Below are 20,993 nucleotides of genomic sequence, written 5' to 3' on the forward strand. Positions count from 1 at the left end.
CTTTCAGGTGGGCGTTCAGCTCATCTGCGAACGCAGTTCGATGGCTTCCTTGCGCTGGGTCTCGGTACCTTCCTTCATCACTTCATCGAGTATCTCGCGGGCGCCGTCGTTGTCGCCCATGTCGATGTAGGCACGTGCCAGATCGAGCTTGGTGGCGGCTTCGTCGGTACCGGAGAGGTAGTCGAACTCCGGCTCGTCGAGCATCAGGTCGGAGGCATCTTCGGCGGTGAAGTGCGGCGCGATGGAAGGCTGCTCGAGGTTCTGCGAGAGCTTGTCGAGCTCGGCGTTGACGTCGTCCAGCTCGGCGGCAAAGCTGGCATCCAGCGGGTCCGGCTCGTCGGCCAGGGACAGGTCGAAATCATCGGCCAGGTCCGGGAAGCTGTCGTCCAGCCCCAGTGAGTCATCGAACGCGGCCAACTGGGCCTCGATATCCAGTGGCGCTTCAGGCGTAGCGGCGGGTGCAGCTTCAGGCGCCGGTGGCGCAAGGTCGGCGCCCATGTCGAGGTCGAAGTCGGACAGGTCATCCAGGATTGGCTCAGGCTCGACCGGTGCAGGTTCGGGCATCGGCTCGGCAGGCACCTCGGCGGGTGTCTCGGCCGGCACTTCAGTCACTGCCTGCTCCTGCACGTCGGGCACGTGCGGCGCTGGCGTCTCGGCCTGGGCCTGGGCCTGGGTCTGCTCTTGCAGCAGGGTATCGAAATCGAGGTCGTCGAGCGCCGCGATATCGGCAGGCGGCATGGCCTGCGGGGCCTGAGGATCATCGATCTGCAGGTCTGCCAGGCCCTCGAGACCTTCGAGGCCTTCAAGGCCTTCCAACCCCTCCAGGTCATCCAGGCTCAGGTCGAAGGCGCTGTCCAGGTCGTCTTCGCCCGGCAACTCGATTTCCGGCTCGGGCTGCGGGTCGTCCTGCAGCAGGTCCTGCACATACTGGGCATCCAGCTCGGCGGCCAGGGCCGCAGCGCTGACGCCCGCAGCGGCCACGCCGAGCATGGCCGGGTAACGCTGCTTGAGCGACTCGACATCGGCGTGGTTCTGACCATTGGCAACCAGTTGGCGCTCGTGGCCGACAAAGGCGTCACGGTCGCCCTGGCGGGCATAGACTTCCATCAGCTTCAGGCGCAGGTCGGCGCGCTCGGGGGCCTGCTCCACCGCAGGCTCCAGCAGCTCGGCGGCATGGTTCAGACGACCGCGGGCAATGCTCAGGTCGACTTCCGCCAGCAGGGCATCATCATTTGGCGCGGGGGCGTCCTCGGCCGGTGCCTGCACGGCAGCCGCGATGACGGCCGGTGCCACCACCGCAGCCGGGGCCGGAGACGGAACCTCTACCGGCTCGGGCGCGGGCTCGACCACGGGGGCCGGCTTGGGCTCGAATTCCGGCTCCAGCTCCAGCTCGGACTCCGGGTCCAGCCTGTCATAGGCGGGTGCTACCTCGGCAGCCGCAGCCGCTGCAGCGGAGGCCGCCACCACACCCGGCGCCAGGGTCACGCTCGGCGCGGAGACCTCCAGGCCCTCGAAACTGCTTTGCGGCAGGTCCATGTCCGGCCCCAGGCCCAGGTCGCTTTCCTCGGCCAGGGCTCGCGCCATGCGCATGTGCTTTTCAGCCTCCTGCTGGGCACGACGCTTGCGCGCCAACAGCAGCAGAAGCAACAACAGCACCAGCAAGGCTGAACCTGCGATCAGCGCCAGCAGCCAGCTGTTGCCCAGCAGGTCGTCGAGCATCTTGTCCGAATCGCTCGGGGTAACGGCAGCCGGCGGCGTTTCGGCCACCGGCGCGGTATCCACGGCAGCCGGCGCCGGGGACACCACCGCTTCGCTCGGTACCGCCTGCTGCAACTGGGCATCGATCGCCGGCTGCTCGGGCGCAGGCACGCTCGCCGGCGCTGCGCTCTGGGCTTCCAGGCGCGCCAGCTGGTCGTTCTTCAGTTCGATCAGGCGCTGCAGCTTGTCCAGCTGGCTCTGCAGATCCGCCACACGGCTTTTCAGCTCGGCGTTGTCACGCCGGGTGGTGTCGAGGCTCTCTTCGGCCATCGCCAGCTTGTCGGCCAGGGCCTTGCTGTCGCCAGCCGCACCTTTGCCGCCGGGTGCCACCAGCTTGAGGTTGTCCTGCTGGGCGATACGCGCCGGGGCGGCGCCGGCCGCGTCACGCCGGGTGGCGTCGAGCTGGCGCGCACGCGGGCCCAGACGGCGCCCCTCACGCCAGGCCGCATACTGCTCGGCCACTTCCTTGACGGCCTGGCCCTGGGGGATGGCGGCGATCTGCTGCTGGTCGGGCAGACGCAGTACCTGGCCAACCTTGAGCTGGTTGATGTTGCCGTTGTAGAAGGCATCGGGGTTGAGCGCCTGGATCGCCAGCATGGTCTGCTGCACCGATCCACCCTGACGCGCCTTGGCGGCAATCTGCCACAAGGTGTCGCGACGCACGGTGGTGTGGCGGGCGGGCGCGGTCACCGCAGGGGTGACGCCCGAAGCCGCCTGGGCCGCTTCGGGAGAGAATTTGGAGGCGTCGATCAGTACGCTGTAGTCGCGCAGCAGGCGGCCCTGGGGCCACATCACCTGCACCAGGAACTTGACCATAGGGGCCGGCAGCGGCTGGCTGGAGGTCACCCGCAGCACGCTCTTGCCACTGGGGTTGATCACCGGGGTGAAGGTCAGGTCGTTGAGGTACGCCTGGCGTTCGACCCCGGCCTTGCTGAACTCTTCGGCCGGCGCCAGGCTGGGCACCACTTCGGCGGGAGTGAGGTCACGCACATCGAGCAATTCGATCTCGGCATCCAGCGGCTGGTTCTGCCCCGACTTGAGGGTCAGCTCGCCCAGCCCCAGCGCATGCGCCATACCGGAGGACAGCGCCGATGCCGCGGCTATTGCTAACACCAGTTTGCGAATTCGAAGCATGACCTCATCCTTTGTATGAACCTTCCCCGGCTACCGAGAAGAAAGTGAAAAACCGCCGTGAGGCATTTGACTGGCATGACCACCGGATCATGTTGGCAAGGTGCCCCGCAAGCGCGTGACGGCCGCTCACTTCCAGTATTTCAGAAACAATGTGCAAATCGTCGCCAAGTATCTTTTACGCAAGGTGTTTTATCAACAACTCCGCCAGCTGTACGGCGTTCAACGCCGCGCCTTTGCGCACGTTGTCGGTGGTCAGCCAGAGATTGAGCTGTTCGGCCTCGTCGACACCGCCACGCACTCGCCCGACATACACCACATCCTGGGCCACCGCGTCACCGACCGGGGTCGGGTAGTCACCCGCCTCCACCAGCTCGACACTGTCGGCGTGTTCCAGCACGGCGTTCACCGCCGCCAGATCGACCGCCTTGCGACTGTGCACGGCCACAGTGTAGCTATCGCCGAAAAACACCGGGACTTGAACACAGGTCACGGAAATCTTCAGCGAAGGCAGGCCAAGCAACTCGCGCAGCTCACTCACCAGGCGACGCTCCAGCGCGCCATGGCCCTCGCTGTCGCTGGTGCCCACCTGGGCCAGCAGGTTGAACGCCACCTGGCGATCGAAGAAGCGCGGCTCCAGCGGACGCGCATTGAGCAACTCGGCAGTTTGCCGGGCCAGTTCGCCCACCGCCTCGCGGCCCTGGGCCGACACCGCCATGCACGCCGTCACGTTGACCCGTTCCAGTTCCAGCAGGTGCTTGAGCGGGGCCAGCACCACCGCCAGGGCAACCGCGGCAGCGCTCGGGCTGACCAGTTGCACGGGCAGGCTCTGACTGTCGATGGCCTGTGGATTGGCCTCGGGCACCACTGCTGCCACCTGTTCGGCCGACAGCGCGCCGGACAGATCGATCACCGCACACCCGGCGGCACGCGCCTTGGCGGCGAAACTGCGGGTAACCGCAGGGCCTGCGGCGAAGAACGCCAGCTTGACCTGGCTGAAGTCGAAGGCATCGACTTCGCGCACGCGCAGGTTCTTGCCACGGTAGTTCACCGAGCTGCCCGCCGACTCGTTGCTGGCCAGCAGGTGCAGGGTGCCCAGGGGAAAATCGCGCTCCTCGAGGATTTGCACCAGGGTCTCGCCGACGGTGCCGGTGGCGCCGATCACGGCGATATCGTAGGTCTGAGTCATGAACAGTGCCTCTGGCAGAACGGGGGGAGCGGCACTTTACTCGGATTGCCGCAGCGAGACCACCCGGTGCCGGCAAAGGCATCAGGCCACCACAAAAAAGCCCCCTGCGTCGCAAGACGAGGGGGCCTGTTCTACCGCGCAGCAGCGATCAACGCTCCAGCAGGATCCGCAGCATGCGACGCAGCGGCTCGGCCGCGCCCCACAGCAGCTGGTCGCCCACGGTGAAGGCGCCCAGGTACTGCGACCCCATGTTCAGCTTGCGCAGACGCCCTACCGGGATGTTCAGCGTGCCGGTGACGTTGGTCGGGCTCAGCTCCTGCATGCTGATCTCGCGCTGGTTCGGCACCAGCTTCACCCAGGGGTTGTGCTGGCTGATCATGCCTTCGATGTCGGCGATCGGCACGTCCTTGTTCAGCTTGATGGTCAGCGCCTGGCTGTGGCAACGCATGGCGCCGATGCGCACGCAGATGCCGTCGACCGGGATCGGGTTCTTGAAACGACCCAGGATCTTGTTGGTCTCGGCCTGGGCCTTCCACTCTTCACGGCTCTGACCGTTGGGCAGCTCCTTGTCGATCCACGGGATCAGGCTGCCGGCCAGCGGCACGCCGAAGTTCTCGGTCGGGTAGGCGTCGCTGCGCATGGCCTCGGCGACCTTGCGGTCGATGTCGAGGATGGCCGCCGCCGGGTTGGCCAGGTCATCGGCAACCGCCGCATGGGTAGCGCCCATCTGCTTGATCAGCTCGCGCATGTTCTGCGCGCCGGCGCCGGAGGCCGCCTGGTAGGTCATGGCGCTCATCCATTCGACCAGGCCGGCTTCGAACAGGCCGCCCAGGCCCATCAGCATCAGGCTGACGGTGCAGTTGCCACCGATGTAGTTCTTGGTGCCGGCGTCCAGCTGCTGGTCGATGACCTTGCGGTTGACCGGGTCCAGCACGATGACCGCGTCATCCTGCATGCGCAGGCTGGAAGCGGCATCGATCCAGTAACCCTGCCAGCCGGCTTCGCGCAGCTTGGGGAACACCTCGTTGGTGTAGTCGCCACCCTGGCAGGTCAGGATCACATCGAGGGTCTTGAGTTCTTCAATGCTGTACGCATCCTTGAGCGGAGCAATGTCCTTGCCCACGGATGGCCCCTGGCCCCCGACATTGGAGGTAGTGAAGAACACCGGCTCGATCAGATCGAAATCCTGCTCTTCGAGCATCCGCTGCATGAGCACGGAACCGACCATACCGCGCCAACCGATCAGACCTACACGTTTCATCGCAACTACACCTTCGCTAAAAGTGGGCCGCCGCCTGGAAGAAACCAGCGGCGGGCCCGAGAGATTACAGATTCCGCAGCGCTGCGACTACTGCGTCGCCCATTTCCTGCGTACCTACCTTGCTGCAGCCCGCCGACCAGATGTCGCCGGTGCGCAGGCCCTGATCCAGCACCAGGCTCACGGCCTGTTCGATGGCCTCGGCCGCCGCCTGCTGGTTGAAGCTGTAACGCAGCATCATCGATACCGACAGGATGGTCGCCAGCGGGTTGGCGATGCCTTGCCCGGCGATGTCCGGGGCCGAACCGTGGCACGGCTCGTACATGCCCTTGTTGTTGGCATCCAGTGACGCCGACGGCAGCATGCCGATGGAACCGGTGAGCATGGAAGCCTCATCCGACAGGATGTCGCCGAACATGTTGTCGGTGACCATCACGTCGAACTGCTTGGGCGCGCGCACCAGTTGCATGGCGGCGTTGTCGACGTACATGTGGCTGAGCTCGACATCCGCGTAGTCCTTGGCCACGTCCTCGACGATTTCACGCCACAGCTGGCTGGAGGCGAGCACGTTTGCCTTGTCCACCGAGCACAGCTTCTTGCCGCGCACGCGGGCCATGTCGAAACCGACACGGGCGATGCGGCGGATTTCGCTCTCGCTGTACGGCAGGGTGTCGTAGGCCTGGCGCTCGCCGCCTTCCAGTTCGCGGGTGCCGCGCGGCGCACCGAAGTAGATGCCGCCGGTCAGCTCGCGCACGATCAGGATATCCAGGCCGGCGACGATTTCTGGCTTGAGCGAGGACGCATCGGCCAGCTGCGGGTAGAGAATGGCCGGACGCAGGTTGGCGAACAGTCCCAGTTGCGAACGGATTTTCAGCAGGCCGCGCTCAGGGCGGATATCACGCTCGATCTTGTCCCACTTCGGCCCGCCCACCGCGCCCAGCAGCACGGCGTCGGCCTGGCGCGCACGTTCCAGGGTCTCGTCGGCCAGCGGCACGCCGTGCTTGTCGATGGCCGCGCCACCGATCACATCGTGCGCCAGGCTGAAGCCGAGCTGGAACTTGTCGTTGGCCAGTTCCAGCACCTTGACCGCCTCGGCCATGATTTCCGGGCCGATGCCATCACCTGGGAGAATCAGAATCTGCTTGCTCATGGGTTCCTCATCATTCAATTCAAGCGGTGCGCCGCACTGGCGTACCGGGGGAAACTCAGCGTTGGGCCCAGAGCACGATCACGTCGGTGCTGAAGGAGCCATCGGTTTCTATCTGGTAATGCTGGCGAACTTCGTCGCCCATCGCCTGCTGCAACTGGCGAATCGCCGCACGCATCGGCTCGGGGGTGCGCATGCGCTCCACCCACGAGGTGTATTCCAGGCGCAGGCGCTGGCGCGTGTGGCTGCGGGTGCACAGGCCGGCTTCGCTGACCTGTTGCAGCCACTCGCCGGCAGAATAATCGCGCACGTGGCTGGTGTCGCGCAGTACTTCGACGCTTTGCAGGTAGGTGTCGAGCAGCGGGCTGCCCGGCGACATGACGTCGACGAACGCGGCGACGCCGCCGGGCTTGAGCACCCGGCGCACCTCGCGCAGGGCCAGGCCCAGGTCGCTCCAGTGGTGCGCCGAGTAGCGGCTGAAGACGAAATCGAACGAGGCGTCGGCGAACGGCAGGCGCTCGGCGGCGCCACGCTCGGTGACGATGTTGTTCAAGCCACGTTCGATGGCGGCGGCGCCGACCACGTCGAGCATCTGCTGCGACAGGTCATAGGCGACCACTTCGGCCACCAGCGGGGCGACATGGAAGCTCACGTGACCGGCACCGCAGCCAAGGTCCAGCAGGCGGGCGTCGGCGTGCCCGGCAAGCTCGGCCTGCAGCAGGGCGAATTCGCTACCCTGGGCATGCACGGCGCTGCTCAGGTAGGCAGAGGCTTGTTCGCCGAACTGGCGCTGGACGACTTCGGTGTGGGCGGTGCTGCGGGTCATCATGGATCTCCTGGGGCGGCTTGGCCGGCACATCACTGCATCATTCAGGCGTCACGAAACAACCAGGGCTGGCTAGCACGGTGCCTGGCTTCAAACGCTGCAATCGCATCGCCATCCTGCAAGGTCAGGCCGATGTCATCCAGGCCGTTGAGCAGGCAATGCTTGCGGAACGCGTCGATCTCGAAGTGGAGCACCTTGCCGTCCGGCCGCGTCACGGTCTGCGCCTGCAGGTCGATGGTCAGCTGGTAGCCCGGGTCCGCCTCAACCTGCTTGAACAGCTCGTCGACTTCCTCGTCGCCGAGGATGATCGGCAGCAAGCCGTTCTTGAAGCTGTTGTTGAAGAAGATGTCGGCGTAGCTGGGCGCAATGATGCTGCGAAAGCCGTACTCTTCCAGCGCCCAAGGCGCATGCTCGCGGCTCGAACCGCAACCGAAGTTCTCCCGCGCCAGCAACACGCTGGCCCCCTGGTAACGCGCATGGTTGAGCACGAAATCCTGGTTCAGCGGGCGCTTGCTGTTGTCCTGGTAGGGCTGACCCACGTCCAGGTAACGCCATTCGTCGAACAGGTTCGGGCCGAACCCGGTGCGCTTGATCGACTTCAAGAACTGCTTGGGGATGATCTGGTCGGTGTCGACGTTGGCACGGTCCAACGGGGCGACCAGGCCGGTGTGCTGGGTAAAGGCTTTCATGCTGCGCTCCCTTGGATCAACTCGCGTACATCGACAAAACGACCGGTTACTGCGGCAGCCGCCGCCATTGCCGGGCTCACCAGGTGGGTACGCCCACCGGCGCCCTGGCGCCCCTCGAAGTTGCGGTTGGAGGTGGAGGCGCAATGCTCGCCACTTTCGAGGCGGTCCGGGTTCATCGCCAGGCACATCGAGCAGCCCGGCTCACGCCATTCGAAACCGGCCTCGAGGAAGATCTTGTCCAGGCCTTCCTGCTCGGCCTGCGCCTTGACCAGGCCCGAGCCCGGCACCACGATGGCCTGCTTGATGGTCGAGGCCACCTTGCGACCCTTGGCGATCACGGCCGCGGCGCGCAGGTCTTCGATGCGCGAGTTGGTGCACGAACCGATGAACACGCGGTCGAGCTGAATGTCGGTGATCGCCTGGTTGGCGTTCAGGCCCATGTACTTGAGGGCGCGTTCGATGGAACCGCGCTTGACCAGGTCGGCCTCGGCCGCCGGGTCCGGCACGCGCTGGTCGACCGCCAGCACCATCTCGGGCGAGGTGCCCCAGCTGACCTGCGGTTTGATCTGCGCCGCGTCCAGCTCGACCACGGTGTCGAACACCGCGTCGCTGTCGGACACCAGGTCTTTCCAGGCTTCGACGGCCAGGTCCCACTGCTCGCCCTTGGGCGCATACGGACGACCCTTGACGTAGGCAACGGTCTTCTCGTCGGTGGCCACCAGGCCCACCCGCGCACCGGCCTCGATGGACATGTTGCAGATGGTCATGCGACCTTCGACCGACAACTCGCGAATGGCGCTGCCGGCAAACTCGATGGCATGCCCGTTGCCGCCGGCGGTCCCGATCTTGCCGATCACGGCCAGCACGATGTCCTTGGCAGTGACGCCGAACGGCAATTGCCCTTCGACGCGCACCAGCATGTTCTTCATCTTCTTGGCCACCAGGCACTGGGTAGCGAGCACGTGCTCGACCTCGGAGGTGCCGATGCCGTGGGCCAGGGCGCCGAACGCGCCGTGGGTGGAGGTATGCGAGTCGCCGCAGACCACGGTCATGCCGGGCAAGGTGGCACCCTGCTCCGGGCCGATGACGTGGACGATGCCCTGGCGCACATCGTTCATCTTGAATTCGGTGATGCCGTATTCGTCACAGTTTTCGTCGAGGGTCTGCACCTGCAGGCGCGACACCTGGTCGGCGATGGCCTCGATGCCGCCCTTGCGCTCTGGCGTGGTGGGCACGTTGTGGTCGGGGGTGGCGATGTTGGCATCGATGCGCCAGGGTTTGCGGTTGGCCAGGCGCAGCCCCTCGAAGGCCTGCGGCGACGTCACTTCGTGAATGATGTGACGGTCGATATAGATCAGCGCCGAACCGTCGTCGCGCTGCTTGACCAAGTGCGAATCCCAGAGCTTGTCGTAGAGCGTTTTGCCAGCCATCAGACTTTCCTCATCAGTCTTTCTATGCCAATAACCCCTTGGCTTGTACGGACGATGCTATGGGGTTAGATTGAATAACTCAAATTCATATTTTTTATGCTTTGGATAACTTTCAGGAATCCAAACCCGAGGAACTCATTCCGTGGACCTGGCCAACCTTAGTGCCTTCATCGCCATCGCTGAAACCGGGAGCTTTTCCGGTGCCGGCGAGCGCCTGCACCTGACCCAGCCGGCCATCAGCAAGCGCATTGCCGGGCTGGAGCAGCAGCTGGATGTGCGCCTGTTCGACCGCCTTGGCCGCGAGGTGAGCCTGACCGAAGCCGGCCGTGCCCTGCTGCCGCGTGCCTACCAGATCCTCAACGTGCTGGACGACACCCGGCGGGCCCTGACCAACCTTACCGGCGAGGTCAGCGGTCGACTGACCCTGGCCACCAGCCATCACATCGGTCTGCACCGCCTGCCGCCGCTGTTGCGGGCGTTTACCCGTCAGTACCCGGCTGTGGCTCTGGACATCCAGTTTCTGGACTCGGAAGTGGCCTACGAGGAAATTCTGCACGGGCGCGCCGAAATCGCCGTGATCACCCTCGCCCCCGAGCCCCACAGCCTGGTGCGCGCGGTGCCGGTATGGGACGACCCGCTGGATTTCGTGGTCGCCCCCGAGCACCCGCTGGCCTGCAAGGGCGCGGTGGGCCTGGCGGACATTGCCCACCACCCGGCCGTGTTCCCCGGCGGCAACACTTTCACACACCATATTGTGCAGCGTCTGTTCGAGGCCCAGGGTCTGGTCCCCAACATCGCCATGAGCACCAACTACCTGGAAACCATCAAGATGATGGTGTCGATCGGGCTGGCCTGGAGTGTGCTGCCGCGCACAATGCTCGATGAGCAGGTTGCATCCATCGACTTGCCGGGCATACAGCTGTCGCGCCAGCTAGGCTACATTCTGCACACGGAACGAACGTTATCGAATGCGGCCAGAGCCTTCATGGCCCTGCTCGACAGTCACGCAAGCCCGGCGTAGCCCGCCCCTGCCCCGGGCGGCCCGCCACCAAGGACGTATCACCCGCCAAAGGTCTGGTACCGATGCCCAAGTCAGCCAATCGTTTTGCGCGCCTTCCCCGTATCCACGCAGCAGACCCCCAGGAGCTGGAACAGGCCTGGGAGAGTGCGCCGCAGTTGCTCGCGGCGCTCAATGGTGCGCACCTTGGCGCCTGGGTGTGGGATGTGGGCAGCGGGCGCATCAACTGGTCACGAGGCACCCAGGCACTGTTTGGCTTCGATCCGCATCAACCGCTGACCCACGACATCGACTACCTCGATCTGCTGCCGGAAGAGGACCGCGCGCGCATGCGCCAGGCCTTTCATGCAGTGCTCAACGGCGAGCCGGTGGACCAGGCCCTGCGCCATCGCATCCGCTGGCCGGACGGCAGCCTGCACTGGCTGGAAGTGAACGGCAGCCTGGCCACCAACCGCGACGGGCGCCTGCAGATGATCGGGGTGGTGCGCGAGATCACCCGCCAGCGCGAACGCGAAACCGCACTGATCAACTCCGAAAAGCGCTTTGCCACGCTTTTTCACCTGAGCCCGAACGTGGTGCTGCTGACCCGGCGCGCCGACGGGCTGATCCATGAGGTCAACCAGCACTTCGAGAACATTCTTGGCTGGCCCGGCGCCCAGGTGATCGGGCGTACCACGCTGGAACTGGGCCTGTGGGCCAACCCCAGGCAGCGTGACCAGGTGCTGGAGGCCACCAGCGGCAACAACGGCCCGGTGACCCTGGAAGTGCAGTTTCGCGCCAGCAGCGGGCAGGTCCACGATGGCATCCTCAGCACCCAGGCCATCGAACTCGAAGGTGTCACCTACCTGCTCAGCACCTTCGTCGACACCAGCGAGCGCAAGCGTGCCGAACAGGCCCTCAAGGACAGCCAGGAGCGCCTGGACCTGGCACTGGACTCTGCCCAGCTGGGTACCTGGGACTGGCACATCCCCAGCGGCATGCTGTACGGCTCGGCCCGCGCGGCACAACTGCATGGCCTGGCGCCGGTGCCGTTCCACGAGTCGTTCGAGGCGTTTTTCGAAGGCGTGCCCGAGCTTGAGCGCAGCGGCATGCGCCAGGCCTATCGCAGCCTGCGCGAAGGCCCGGCGGGCAACTACCAGATCACCTACCGCATCCAGCTGGAAAACGGCGCCTCACGCTACCTGGAGAGCCGCGCACGGCTGTACCGTGACGACCAGGGCAACCCGCTGCGCATGGCCGGCACCCTGCTGGACATCACCGAACAGGTTGAACGCGAACAGCGCCTGACCAGCTCGGAGGAAAAGTTCGCCAGCCTGTTCCAGGTCAGCCCCGACCCCATCTGCGTCACCCGCCAGGACACCGGCCAGTTCATCGAGATCAACCAGGCGTTCACCCAGACCTTCGGCTGGTGCGCCGACCAGGTACTGGGTCGTACCGCCGAACAACTGGGGCTGTGGGCCGAATCGGCCGCCCGCGCACGACGTATCGAGCAGGTGATTCGCGACCAGGCGTTGAACAATGTCGCGGTGGTGGTCAATCACAAGGATGGCCAGCCCCTGACCTGTGTGATTTCCAGCCGCCTGATCAAGGTCGACAACCAGCCCTGCAGCGTCACCACCCTGCGCGACATCACCCAGCAGCAACGCGGCGAAGCCGCACTCAAGGCCAGTGAGGAGAAGTTCGCCAAGGCCTTCCACTCCAGCCCCGACGCCATCACCATCACCGAGCGCGACAGTGGCTGCTACCTGGAGGTGAACGACGGCTTCTGCCGGCTCACCGGCTACAGCGCCGACGAGGTGATCGGCCAGAGCATGGCTCAGATCGGGTTGTGGGCCGACGACAAGCAGCAGACCCTGCTGTTCGGTGAAATGCGTGAGCGCGGGCGGGTGCACCACCGCGAAATGCTGGGGCGCAACAAACGCGGCGAAATCCTCACCGTGGAGGTATCGATGGAGCCGATCACCCTCAACGAGACAGACTGCCTGCTACTGACTGCCCGCGACGTCAGCCAGCTCAAGAATGCCCAGGCGCAGATCCGTCACCTGGCCTACCACGACCCGCTGACCAACCTGCCCAACCGCGCCCTGCTGATGGATCGCCTGAGCCAGCAGATCGCCCTGCTCAAACGCCAGAACCTGCGCGGCGCCCTGCTGTTCCTCGACCTCGACCACTTCAAGCACATCAACGACTCGCTGGGCCACCCGGTGGGCGATACGGTGCTCAAGATCATCACAGCCCGGCTTGAAGCCAGCGTGCGCCTGGAGGACACCGTGGCGCGCCTGGGGGGTGACGAGTTCGTGGTGCTGCTGAGCGGCCTGGAAGGCAGCCGCGAAGAGGTCACCGACAAGGTTCGCCAACTGGCCGACACCTTGCGCGAGCTGCTGGCCGAGCCGATGTCGCTGGACGGCCAGCGCCTGCAGGTAACCCCCAGCATCGGCGTGGCGCTGATCCCCGACCACGGCACCACGCCGGCCGACCTGCTCAAGCGCGCCGACATTGCGCTGTACCGCGCCAAGGATTCGGGTCGCAACACCACGCAACTGTTCCACACCACCATGCAGAAGGCCGCCAGTGAACGCCTGCGCATGGAGAGCGACCTGCGCATGGCCCTGGCCAGGGGCGAACTGGCGCTGCACTTCCAGCCCCAGGTGGATGCCCGTGACAACCGCATCGTCGGAGCCGAGGTGCTGCTGCGCTGGCACCATCCGCTGTTGGGCCAGCAGCCGCCCAGCCAGTTCATCCAGGTGCTGGAGGAAAGCGGGCTGATCCTGGAGGTGGGCAGCTGGATACTCGACGAAGCCTGCGATGCCTGCTCGCGCATGCTGCAGGACGGGCTGATCGATCCGATGGATTTCAGCCTGTGCGTGAACATCAGCCCGCGCCAGTTCCGCCAGAACGATTTCGTCGAGCGGGTGCGGCGCAGCCTGGACGACTACCGCCTGCCCTACCAGATGCTCAAGCTGGAGATCACCGAGGGCATCGTGATCCAGAACCTGGAGGACACCATCAGCAAGATGCGCGAGCTGAAGGCGTTCGGGGTGAGCTTTGCGATGGATGACTTCGGCACCGGCTACTCGTCGCTCACCTACCTCAAGCGCTTGCCGGTGGATGCGCTGAAGATCGACCAATCGTTCGTGCGCGATGCACCGCTGGACCCCAATGATGCAGAGATCGTCAAGGCCATCGTGGCCATGGCCAGAAGCCTGGACCTGGCAGTGATTGCCGAAGGGGTGGAGCTGTCGGAGCAACTGGAGTTTCTGGAGCGGCTGGGGTGCCATCTGTACCAGGGGTACCTGCACAGCCGGCCATTGCCGCTGAACGAGTTCAGGGCGATGCTGCTGCAGGCACCGGCGGACTACTGACACACCGCAGTACGGCAGTTGCCAGCAAGGCTGGCCCCTGCAGTGAAGAGCCGCGCGAACCGGGCACAAAAAAGGGCACCCGAAGGTGCCCTCTTTCACTCAGCCCACACTCAGTTCAGCGCAGGTTTCTCGCCGTTGATCGGGATGCGCTTGGCCTTGGCTTCTTCAGGCACAACACGCAGCAGATCGACACTGAGCAGACCGTTGGCCAGGCCCGCCGACTTCACTTCGATGTGGTCAGCCAGGCGGAAGGACAACTTGAAGGCCCGCTGGGCGATGCCCTGGTGCAGGTAGGTGACGCTTTCACCACTGCTGTCACGCTTGCCGCCACTGACGGTCAGAACGCCTTTTTCCACTTGCAGGTCGAGGTCCTCTTCCTGGAAGCCAGCTGCAGCAACGACGATTCGGTAGTGGTCTTCGCCATGTTTTTCAACATTGTAGGGTGGGTAGGTGCTACCCGACTCGCTACGTGCCGCGGATTCGAACAGGTCGTTGAAACGATCGAAGCCAACGGATTGACGGAACAGTGGAGCCAGAGAAAATGCGGTAGTCATGGTACATCTCCTGAAATATCAGCGAGTTGGTGATTGCGCGACCCGACTTCGGCATCGCGTACTCCCTAGATAAGGACCCGCCCTAACATTTCAAGCATCGACCACAAAAATTTTTTCAGGCCGCCTCGCTGACCGGAATACCCAGCAGCCGCGCCACGCGATCACAGTCGGTCTCGCGGCGCAGTTCGGTAAACAGTGCCGTGGCTTCGGGGTAGGTACGGGTCAGCATCGCCACCCACTGCTTCAGTCGCCCCGGTGCCTGACGCTCGGTCATCTGTTCCCGGGCCTGCACCCAGAAGTCCTGCAGCAGCGGTTGCAGTGCCTGCCAGTCCAGCGGCACGAACTCGATGCCCTGGCGCTCGGCGGCAATCTGCCGGGCCAGGTCCGGGCGCGACACCAGGCCGCGACCGAGCATGATGTCCTCCACGCCGCTGACCTCGCGGCAGCGGCGCCAGTCTTCCAGCGTCCACACCTCGCCGTTGGCGAACACCGGCACCTTCACCACCTCTTGCACCCGCGCCACGTACTCCCAGTGCGCCGGCGGCTTGTAGCCGTCGACCTTGGTGCGTGCGTGCACCACCAACTGGTCGGCACCGCCTTCGGCCAGGGCGCGGGCGCAGTCCAGCGCACCGTCCGGGCTGTCGAAGCCCAGGCGCATCTTGGCGGTGACCGGGATATGCGCAGGCACCGCCCGGCGCACTTCGCGCAGGATGGCATGCAGCAGCTCGGGCTCCTTGAGCAGCACCGCGCCGCCGCGGGACTTGTTCACAGTCTTGGCCGGGCAACCGAAATTGAGGTCGATGACGGGGGCGCCCAGCTCGCAGGCCAGCACCGCGTTATCGGCCAGGCATGCCGGGTCGGAGCCCAGCAACTGCACACGCAAAGGCACGCCGGCGGCGGTTTGCGCACCGCGGCCAAGCTCCGGGGCCAGCTTCTCGTACACATGCGCCGGCAGCAACCGGTCGCACACGCGAATGAACTCGGTGACACACCAGTCGATGCCGCCCACCTGGGTCAGTACGTCGCGAAGGATGTTGTCGACCAGCCCCTCCATGGGGGCCAGGGCAATTTGCATGGCGTGGGTCTCGCGCGAAAAAGGCCGGCAGTCTAGCAAAAACCGTGGCTTATCGGGCTCCGGCCATCGCGGCGCCGTAGCCCTCGATGAATTCTGCCGGCATGCGCCTGGGCTTGCCGGTGGACAGCTCGATGCACACGAAGGTGGTCTGCGCCCGCAGCAAGGTGGTGCCATCGCTTGGTCGCACCAGCTGGAAGTGACGGGTCATCTTCAGGCGCTGGTCCCAGTCGACGATCCAGGTGGCCAACTGCAGGATGTCGTCCTCATAGGCGCTGGCCAGGTAATCGATCTCGTGACGCACCACGGCCATGGCGCGGTCCAGGCGCCGGTACTCGGCCAGGTCCAGCCCCAGGCGCTGGGAATGACGCCAGGCGCAGCGCTCGAGCCAGGTGACGTACACCGCGTTGTTGGCGTGCCCCAGGCCGTCGATATCCTCGGCACCGACCTGCAAGTCGATGGTAAATGGCGTTGCCCGATCCCAGCTCATGCCCGCTCCCGATCTGTAGTGAACGGGCAGAGTGTAACGGATGCTCAGGCCGATTGGCGCACTGGCCGGGCACTGCGTTGCAGCAGCGCAAGCACGCCGTCGACCAGTTGCGGGTCGGACAGCACACGCATATGCCCGCCCTGGGGCAACAGCAGCAGCTGGCTGTCGAACCACGCCTGATGAATCAGCCGCGCCTCGCTGACGGCGACCAGCGGGTCGTCCTCGGCATGCACGATGAACCCGGGCAGTTCCAGCTGGTAGACGGCCACGTCCAGGCGCGAGATCGGCACCCCGACCTCTCGCTCCACCTGGCGAATGAAGGCTGCCCGCGCCCGCGCCGGCAACCCCAGGTGCCGCGCCATACCGCGCAGCACCTCGAGCAGGCGCGCCGGCGCGGCGATGCTCACCGCCACCTCGGTACGCAGCCCCCACTGCAGGGCCAGCAGCGTACTGGCACCGCCCATGGAATGGCCGATCACCCCGTGCAATGGGCCCAGCTCACCGGCCGCCTCGAGCAAGGCGTGGGCGAACGACACCACGTTGGCCTTGTTTCCACGCGAGCGGCCGTGGGCCGGCCCTTCGAGCGCCACCGCACAATAGCCGGCGGCCACCAGGGCCTCGATCAGATGGGCGAACTGGGTGGGGCGCCCCTCCCAGCCGTGCATCAGCAGCACCGTGGGGCCTTGCCCCCAGCGCAGCGCACTCAGGCCAAAGCGCAGGGTAATGCGCTCGGCACGCGCCAGCAGCGGCAGTTCCCAGTCGCGTGGCGGCAAGGTGCGCGGGCTCATGAAGGCCTGGCGCATCTGCCCGGCCACCCGATTGGGTGCCAGGCGTCCAACAGTGGCGTTGATACCACGAATCCAGCTCAGGCTGTTCATCACGTCGCTCCAGATCAGATCACCGCGGACTTGGCGGCACGCAACACACGGTCGGACAATTCGCTGGTACCCAGCGCTCGCGCCAGGGCCAGGCCGCCGACCATCAGGGCTAGGTCGGCCAGCACTTTGTCGGCGTCTTCGGGGGTGTCGGCCAGGTTGGCCATCATCAACTCGATATGCTCGGTCAGCACCGCGCGAAAGGTCGCCGGCAACTGATTGATCTCGCCCAGAGAGCTGGGCAGCGGGCAGCCGCTGTCGACGGCATCGCGGTGTTTGCGCGACAGGTAGAAGGCCGCCACCAGGGCACGACGCGCCTCCCCGTCCAGCGACGCGTCGACCTGTGCCAGCAAGGCCCGGCGCTCGCCAAGCAACTGGCAAAAGGCTTCGAGCATCAGCGCATCCTTGTTCTCGAAATGCGCATAGAACCCACCCACGGTGAGCCCCGCAGCGCCCATCACCTGCTGCACACTGGGGTCGGCCGGGCCGTTAAGGATCAGCGCACTGCGCGCCGCATCCAAAATGCGCTGGCGGGTCAGGGCTTTTTTGTCGTGCATGGCAGGCCTCCAAATATTATGGAGCTAATATTATGCTCATAATATTTATTGGCAAGCACTTTCTCCTGCGGCCCAAGGGCGAAAGAGATTTTTTCGAGGGAAAAAACAAAAGGCTCATTCAATAATCGAATGAGCCTTGAAATCCCGCAGAGCGGGTAAAATGGCGTCCCCTAGGGGACTCGAACCCCTGTTACCGCCGTGAAAGGGCGGTGTCCTAGGCCACTAGACGAAGGGGACTTGTAACCTTCGTGCAGGCTCGTTTTCACGAACCCTGGCAAAATTGGTGGAGCTAAGCGGGATCGAACCGCTGACCTCCTGCATGCCATGCAGGCGCTCTCCCAGCTGAGCTATAGCCCCAGATTTCTAGCCTCGCGGCCCAGCGATGTCTTGCAACATCACTTGTGTAAAACTGGCGTCCCCTAGGGGACTCGAACCCCTGTTACCGCCGTGAAAGGGCGGTGTCCTAGGCCACTAGACGAAGGGGACGAACCTTCTTACCACACAACCCGGCTGCTGGAACCCGGTTGAACCCTGAGTTGTATGACCAACTCCGGATAGGGAATTTGGTGGAGCTAAGCGGGATCGAACCGCTGACCTCCTGCATGCCATGCAGGCGCTCTCCCAGCTGAGCTATAGCCCCACAATGTCGCTTTGAACTGAATCGCTTGGCTGGGTGCTTCGCGCTTCGTTTCGTTCATCGCTGTGGACGGGGCGCATATTAAGATCGGATTGAAGACCTGTCAAATAAATTTTCAACAAAATCCAAAAGAAATTTCCGAGATAACAAACACTTACCGGCCTGGGTCAGGAGAGCCCCCGCAAACTCGGGGGTCTCGCCCTTGCAGGAGCCGGCCTTGCCGGCGAAACAGGCGCTGCGCAATACCGGGTACCGCAGCGCTTTGTTCGCCGGCAAGGCCGGCTCCTACGGGAAAAATGCTCAGGCAATGGTGCCCAACAGCTTTTCCCATTCCTTGTTTTCTTTCTTCGACACACCACCCAGCAGGTCCAGCGCCTGGCGCAGGCGGTAGCGGGTCAGGTCCGGCCCGAGGATCTCCATGGCATCGAGCACCGACACCGAGCTGGCCTGGCCGGAAATCGCGGCGAACATCAGCGGCATCGCGTCACGCAGCTTGAGCTCCAGCGCCTCGACCACCGCCTGGATGCAGCCGGTGATGCGATCCTTCTCCCACTGGCGCAGCCCCTCGAGCTTCCACAGGATCAGCTGGATCACCTGGCGTACCTGGTCGGCCGACAGTTTCTTGTGCTCGAACAGCTTGGCGTCGAGCTTGAGCGCACCTTCGAAGAAGAACCCACCCAGCGGCGCAATCTGGCTGAAGGTCTCTACCCTGCCCTGCACGTGCGGCGCGATCTTCATCATGTAGTCGCTGTTGAACGCCCATTTCTGCACGCGCGCGGCAAACTCTGCGACAGGCAGCTCACGCAGCCACTGGCCGTTGAGCCACGACAGCTTCTCGATGTCGAAGATCGGGCCGCCCAGCGACACACGCGACAGGTCGAAGTGCTCGACCATTTCGGCCAGCGAGAACTTCTCGCGCTCGTCCGGCATCGACCAGCCCATGCGGCCCAGGTAGTTGAGCATGGCTTCGGGCATGAAGCCCATGCGCTCGTAGAAGGTCACCGAGGTCGGGTTCTTGCGCTTGGACAGCTTGCTCTTGTCGGGGTTGCGCAGCAGCGGCATGTAGCACAGGGTTGGCTGCTCCCAACCGAAGTACTCGTACAGCTTGATCAGCTTGGGCGCCGAAGGCAGCCACTCTTCGCCACGCAATACGTGGGTGATGCCCATCAGGTGGTCATCGACCACGTTGGCCAGGAAGTAGGTCGGCAGGCCATCGGTCTTCATCAGTACCTGCATGTCCATGCGGTCCCACGGAATCTCGACGTCGCCGCGCAGCATGTCCGGTACCACGCACACGCCTTCGGTCGGCACTTTCATGCGGATCACATGGGGCTCGCCGGCGGCCAGGCGACGCTGCACTTCTTCAGGCGAGAGCAGCAAGGCGCGCCCGTCATAGCGCGGGGTTTCGCCGCGGGCCATCTGCTCGGCACGCATCTGGTCCAGTTCTTCGGCAGTGCAGAAGCACGGGAAGGCATGGCCCAGATCGACCAGTTGCTGGGCGTACTGCTTGTAGATCTCGCCGCGTTCGCTCTGGCGGTACGGGCCGTGCGGGCCGCCGACATCCGGGCCTTCGCTCCATTCGATACCCAGCCAGCGCAGGGCATCGAAGATCTGCTGCTCGGACTCGCGGGTGGAGCGCAGCTGATCGGTATCTTCGATACGCAGGATGAATTCGCCACCGTGCTGCTTGGCGAAGCAGTAGTTGAACAGGGCGATGTAGGCGGTGCCGACATGGGGATCGCCAGTCGGCGAAGGCGCGATACGCGTGCGAACGGTGGTCATGAGAGTCTCGAACAAGAGGTGAAACAAAGGCTGGATGTTAACAGCACGGGGCCACCCGGCTCCAGCAATGGGCACGATCGGCGCTTGTGTTTGCCAAGGCAAACCTTGTTAAATTTGCTTACATTTTTGGAACGATCGTACCCATGCCTGCCCAACTCAAGCGTCGCCTGCTGATTTTCCTGACCCTGGTTCTGCTCATCGGCCTGGGCTTTCTGGCCCACTGGTACTTCAAGGGGCGCTTCTACGAGAGCACCGACAACGCCTACGTGCAGGGCGAGATCACCCGGGTTTCCAGCCAGTTGGGTGCGCGCATCGAGCAGGTGCTGGTCGAGGACAACCAGCATGTGGCCAAGGGCGACCTGCTGGTGCGCCTGGAAGGCAACGACTTCCAGTTTGCCGTGGAGCGCGCCCGCGCCACCCTGGCCACCCGCGAGGCCGAGCGCCTGCAAGCCGACAGCCGCCTGACGCAGCAGGCGAGCCTGATCGCCGCCGGCCAGGCACAGGTGTCGGCCAACCAGGCCACACTTGGGCGTACCCAGCTGGACCTCAACCGTGCACAGGCGCTGCGCAAGCCAGGCTTTGTCTCGGAAGAACGGGTGACCACCCTGTCGGCCGAAAGCAACGTGGCACGCTCCCAGGTGAGCAAGGCCCAGGCCGACCTGCAGGGTCAACGCCAGCAGGTCAACGCACTGGCTGCCGAACTCAAGCGCCTGGACGCCCAGATCGCCACCGCCCGCACCGACCTGGCCCAGGCCGAGCTGAACCTGAGCCGCAGTGAAATTCGCGCGCCGATCAGCGGCATGATCGGCCAGCGCGCGGCACGCAACGGCCAGTACGTGCAGGCCGGCGCCTACCTGCTGTCGATCGTGCCCGATCAGGACATCTGGGTGCAGGCCAACTTCAAGGAAACCCAGATCGGCAAGATGCAGCCCGGCCAGCGTGCCGAGCTGGTGTTCGACAGCTACCCCGACACGCCGATCGAAGGCCGCGTCGACAGCCTGTTCGCCGCTTCCGGCGCGCAGTTCAGCCTGCTGCCACCCGACAACGCCACCGGCAACTTCACCAAGGTCGTGCAGCGCATCCCGGTCAAGCTGACCTTCGCCGCCGACAACCCGTTGCACGGCAAGATCCGCCCGGGCATGTCGGTGACCGCCACCGTCGATATCCGTACCGATGGCCGGTGATCAACTGATCCGTCCCGCCGGCGAACCCAGCCGG

At 64.7% G+C, this 20,993-nt stretch carries 16 protein-coding genes and 4 tRNA genes; 3 read left to right on the forward strand and 17 right to left on the reverse strand.

Annotated features, from left to right (window positions below; genetic code table 11):
- Nucleotides 1-15: 15 nt before the first annotated feature.
- From FW760_RS19580 to leuC, 7 genes are all read right to left on the reverse strand, one after another.
- Nucleotides 16-2,892 carry a FimV/HubP family polar landmark protein gene (locus tag FW760_RS19580; RefSeq protein ID WP_116055100.1) on the reverse strand — a complete coding sequence of 959 codons (2,877 nt, stop codon included), beginning with the start codon at nt 2,890-2,892 and terminating at the stop codon, nt 16-18.
- 175 nt (nt 2,893-3,067) lie between these two features.
- Nucleotides 3,068-4,078: an aspartate-semialdehyde dehydrogenase gene (locus FW760_RS19585; protein ID WP_043862849.1), complete on the reverse strand. Its 1,011-nt coding sequence runs from the start codon at nt 4,076-4,078 to the stop codon at nt 3,068-3,070.
- Between the two features lie 148 nt (nt 4,079-4,226).
- On the reverse strand, nt 4,227-5,339 hold the full coding sequence (asd, locus tag FW760_RS19590; protein ID WP_043862850.1) for an aspartate-semialdehyde dehydrogenase: 1,113 nt from the start codon (nt 5,337-5,339) through the stop codon (nt 4,227-4,229).
- A gap of 64 nt (nt 5,340-5,403) precedes the next feature.
- A complete protein-coding gene (leuB, locus tag FW760_RS19595; protein ID WP_043862851.1) occupies nt 5,404-6,486 on the reverse strand; it encodes a 3-isopropylmalate dehydrogenase in 1,083 nt (360 codons plus the stop codon).
- Nucleotides 6,487-6,541: 55 nt separating this feature from the next.
- Nucleotides 6,542-7,309 (reverse strand): class I SAM-dependent methyltransferase, encoded by a 768-nt coding sequence (locus FW760_RS19600; RefSeq protein WP_116055102.1) that lies wholly within the window; start codon nt 7,307-7,309, stop codon nt 6,542-6,544.
- A 44-nt stretch (nt 7,310-7,353) separates the two neighbouring features.
- Nucleotides 7,354-7,998, reverse strand: a complete 645-nt coding sequence (gene leuD, locus FW760_RS19605; RefSeq protein WP_043862853.1) for a 3-isopropylmalate dehydratase small subunit — start codon at nt 7,996-7,998, stop codon at nt 7,354-7,356.
- The gene (gene leuC, locus FW760_RS19610) at nt 7,995-9,428 is read right to left on the reverse strand and encodes a 3-isopropylmalate dehydratase large subunit (RefSeq protein ID WP_043862854.1); all 1,434 of its coding nucleotides are present in this window, start codon (nt 9,426-9,428) and stop codon (nt 7,995-7,997) included. The genes leuD and leuC overlap by 4 nt, the downstream gene beginning before the upstream one ends.
- Nucleotides 9,429-9,570: 142 nt before the next feature.
- On the opposite strand from leuC, the gene FW760_RS19615 reads away from it, so the two are divergent.
- Nucleotides 9,571-10,449: a LysR family transcriptional regulator gene (locus FW760_RS19615; protein WP_043862855.1), complete on the forward strand. Its 879-nt coding sequence runs from the start codon at nt 9,571-9,573 to the stop codon at nt 10,447-10,449.
- A 62-nt stretch (nt 10,450-10,511) separates the two neighbouring features.
- Complete coding sequence (locus tag FW760_RS19620) at nt 10,512-13,808, forward strand: PAS domain S-box protein (RefSeq protein WP_043862856.1); 3,297 nt, start codon at nt 10,512-10,514, stop codon at nt 13,806-13,808.
- Between the two features lie 110 nt (nt 13,809-13,918).
- Here FW760_RS19620 and FW760_RS19625 read toward each other — a convergent pair whose 3' ends face one another.
- The 10 genes from FW760_RS19625 to gltX all read right to left on the reverse strand — a co-directional run bounded on the left by FW760_RS19625 (nt 13,919) and on the right by gltX (nt 19,775).
- Nucleotides 13,919-14,362, reverse strand: coding sequence for an Hsp20 family protein (locus tag FW760_RS19625; protein WP_043862857.1), 444 nt, complete (start codon nt 14,360-14,362; stop codon nt 13,919-13,921).
- A gap of 115 nt (nt 14,363-14,477) precedes the next feature.
- Complete coding sequence (locus tag FW760_RS19630) at nt 14,478-15,437, reverse strand: tRNA dihydrouridine synthase (RefSeq protein ID WP_054916655.1); 960 nt, start codon at nt 15,435-15,437, stop codon at nt 14,478-14,480.
- A gap of 49 nt (nt 15,438-15,486) precedes the next feature.
- Nucleotides 15,487-15,924 carry an acyl-CoA thioesterase gene (locus FW760_RS19635; protein ID WP_043862859.1) on the reverse strand — a complete coding sequence of 146 codons (438 nt, stop codon included), beginning with the start codon at nt 15,922-15,924 and terminating at the stop codon, nt 15,487-15,489.
- A gap of 44 nt (nt 15,925-15,968) precedes the next feature.
- Nucleotides 15,969-16,802 (reverse strand): alpha/beta fold hydrolase, encoded by an 834-nt coding sequence (locus tag FW760_RS19640; protein WP_043862860.1) that lies wholly within the window; start codon nt 16,800-16,802, stop codon nt 15,969-15,971.
- Between the two features lie 14 nt (nt 16,803-16,816).
- A complete protein-coding gene (locus tag FW760_RS19645) occupies nt 16,817-17,356 on the reverse strand; it encodes a TetR/AcrR family transcriptional regulator (protein WP_054916656.1) in 540 nt (179 codons plus the stop codon).
- Between the two features lie 161 nt (nt 17,357-17,517).
- Nucleotides 17,518-17,593 (reverse strand) — tRNA-Glu (locus tag FW760_RS19650).
- Nucleotides 17,594-17,637: 44 nt separating this feature from the next.
- A tRNA-Ala gene (locus FW760_RS19655) sits at nt 17,638-17,713 on the reverse strand.
- A 53-nt stretch (nt 17,714-17,766) separates the two neighbouring features.
- A tRNA-Glu gene (locus FW760_RS19660) sits at nt 17,767-17,842 on the reverse strand.
- A gap of 78 nt (nt 17,843-17,920) precedes the next feature.
- A tRNA-Ala gene (locus FW760_RS19665) sits at nt 17,921-17,996 on the reverse strand.
- Between the two features lie 297 nt (nt 17,997-18,293).
- Complete coding sequence (gene gltX, locus FW760_RS19670; RefSeq protein WP_043862862.1) at nt 18,294-19,775, reverse strand: glutamate--tRNA ligase; 1,482 nt, start codon at nt 19,773-19,775, stop codon at nt 18,294-18,296.
- A 143-nt stretch (nt 19,776-19,918) separates the two neighbouring features.
- On the opposite strand from gltX, the gene FW760_RS19675 reads away from it, so the two are divergent.
- Nucleotides 19,919-20,959 (forward strand): HlyD family secretion protein, encoded by a 1,041-nt coding sequence (locus tag FW760_RS19675; RefSeq protein WP_043862863.1) that lies wholly within the window; start codon nt 19,919-19,921, stop codon nt 20,957-20,959.
- Nucleotides 20,960-20,993 lie beyond the last annotated feature (34 nt).

It is taken from the genome of Pseudomonas sp. 1176_21, assembly GCF_052850635.1.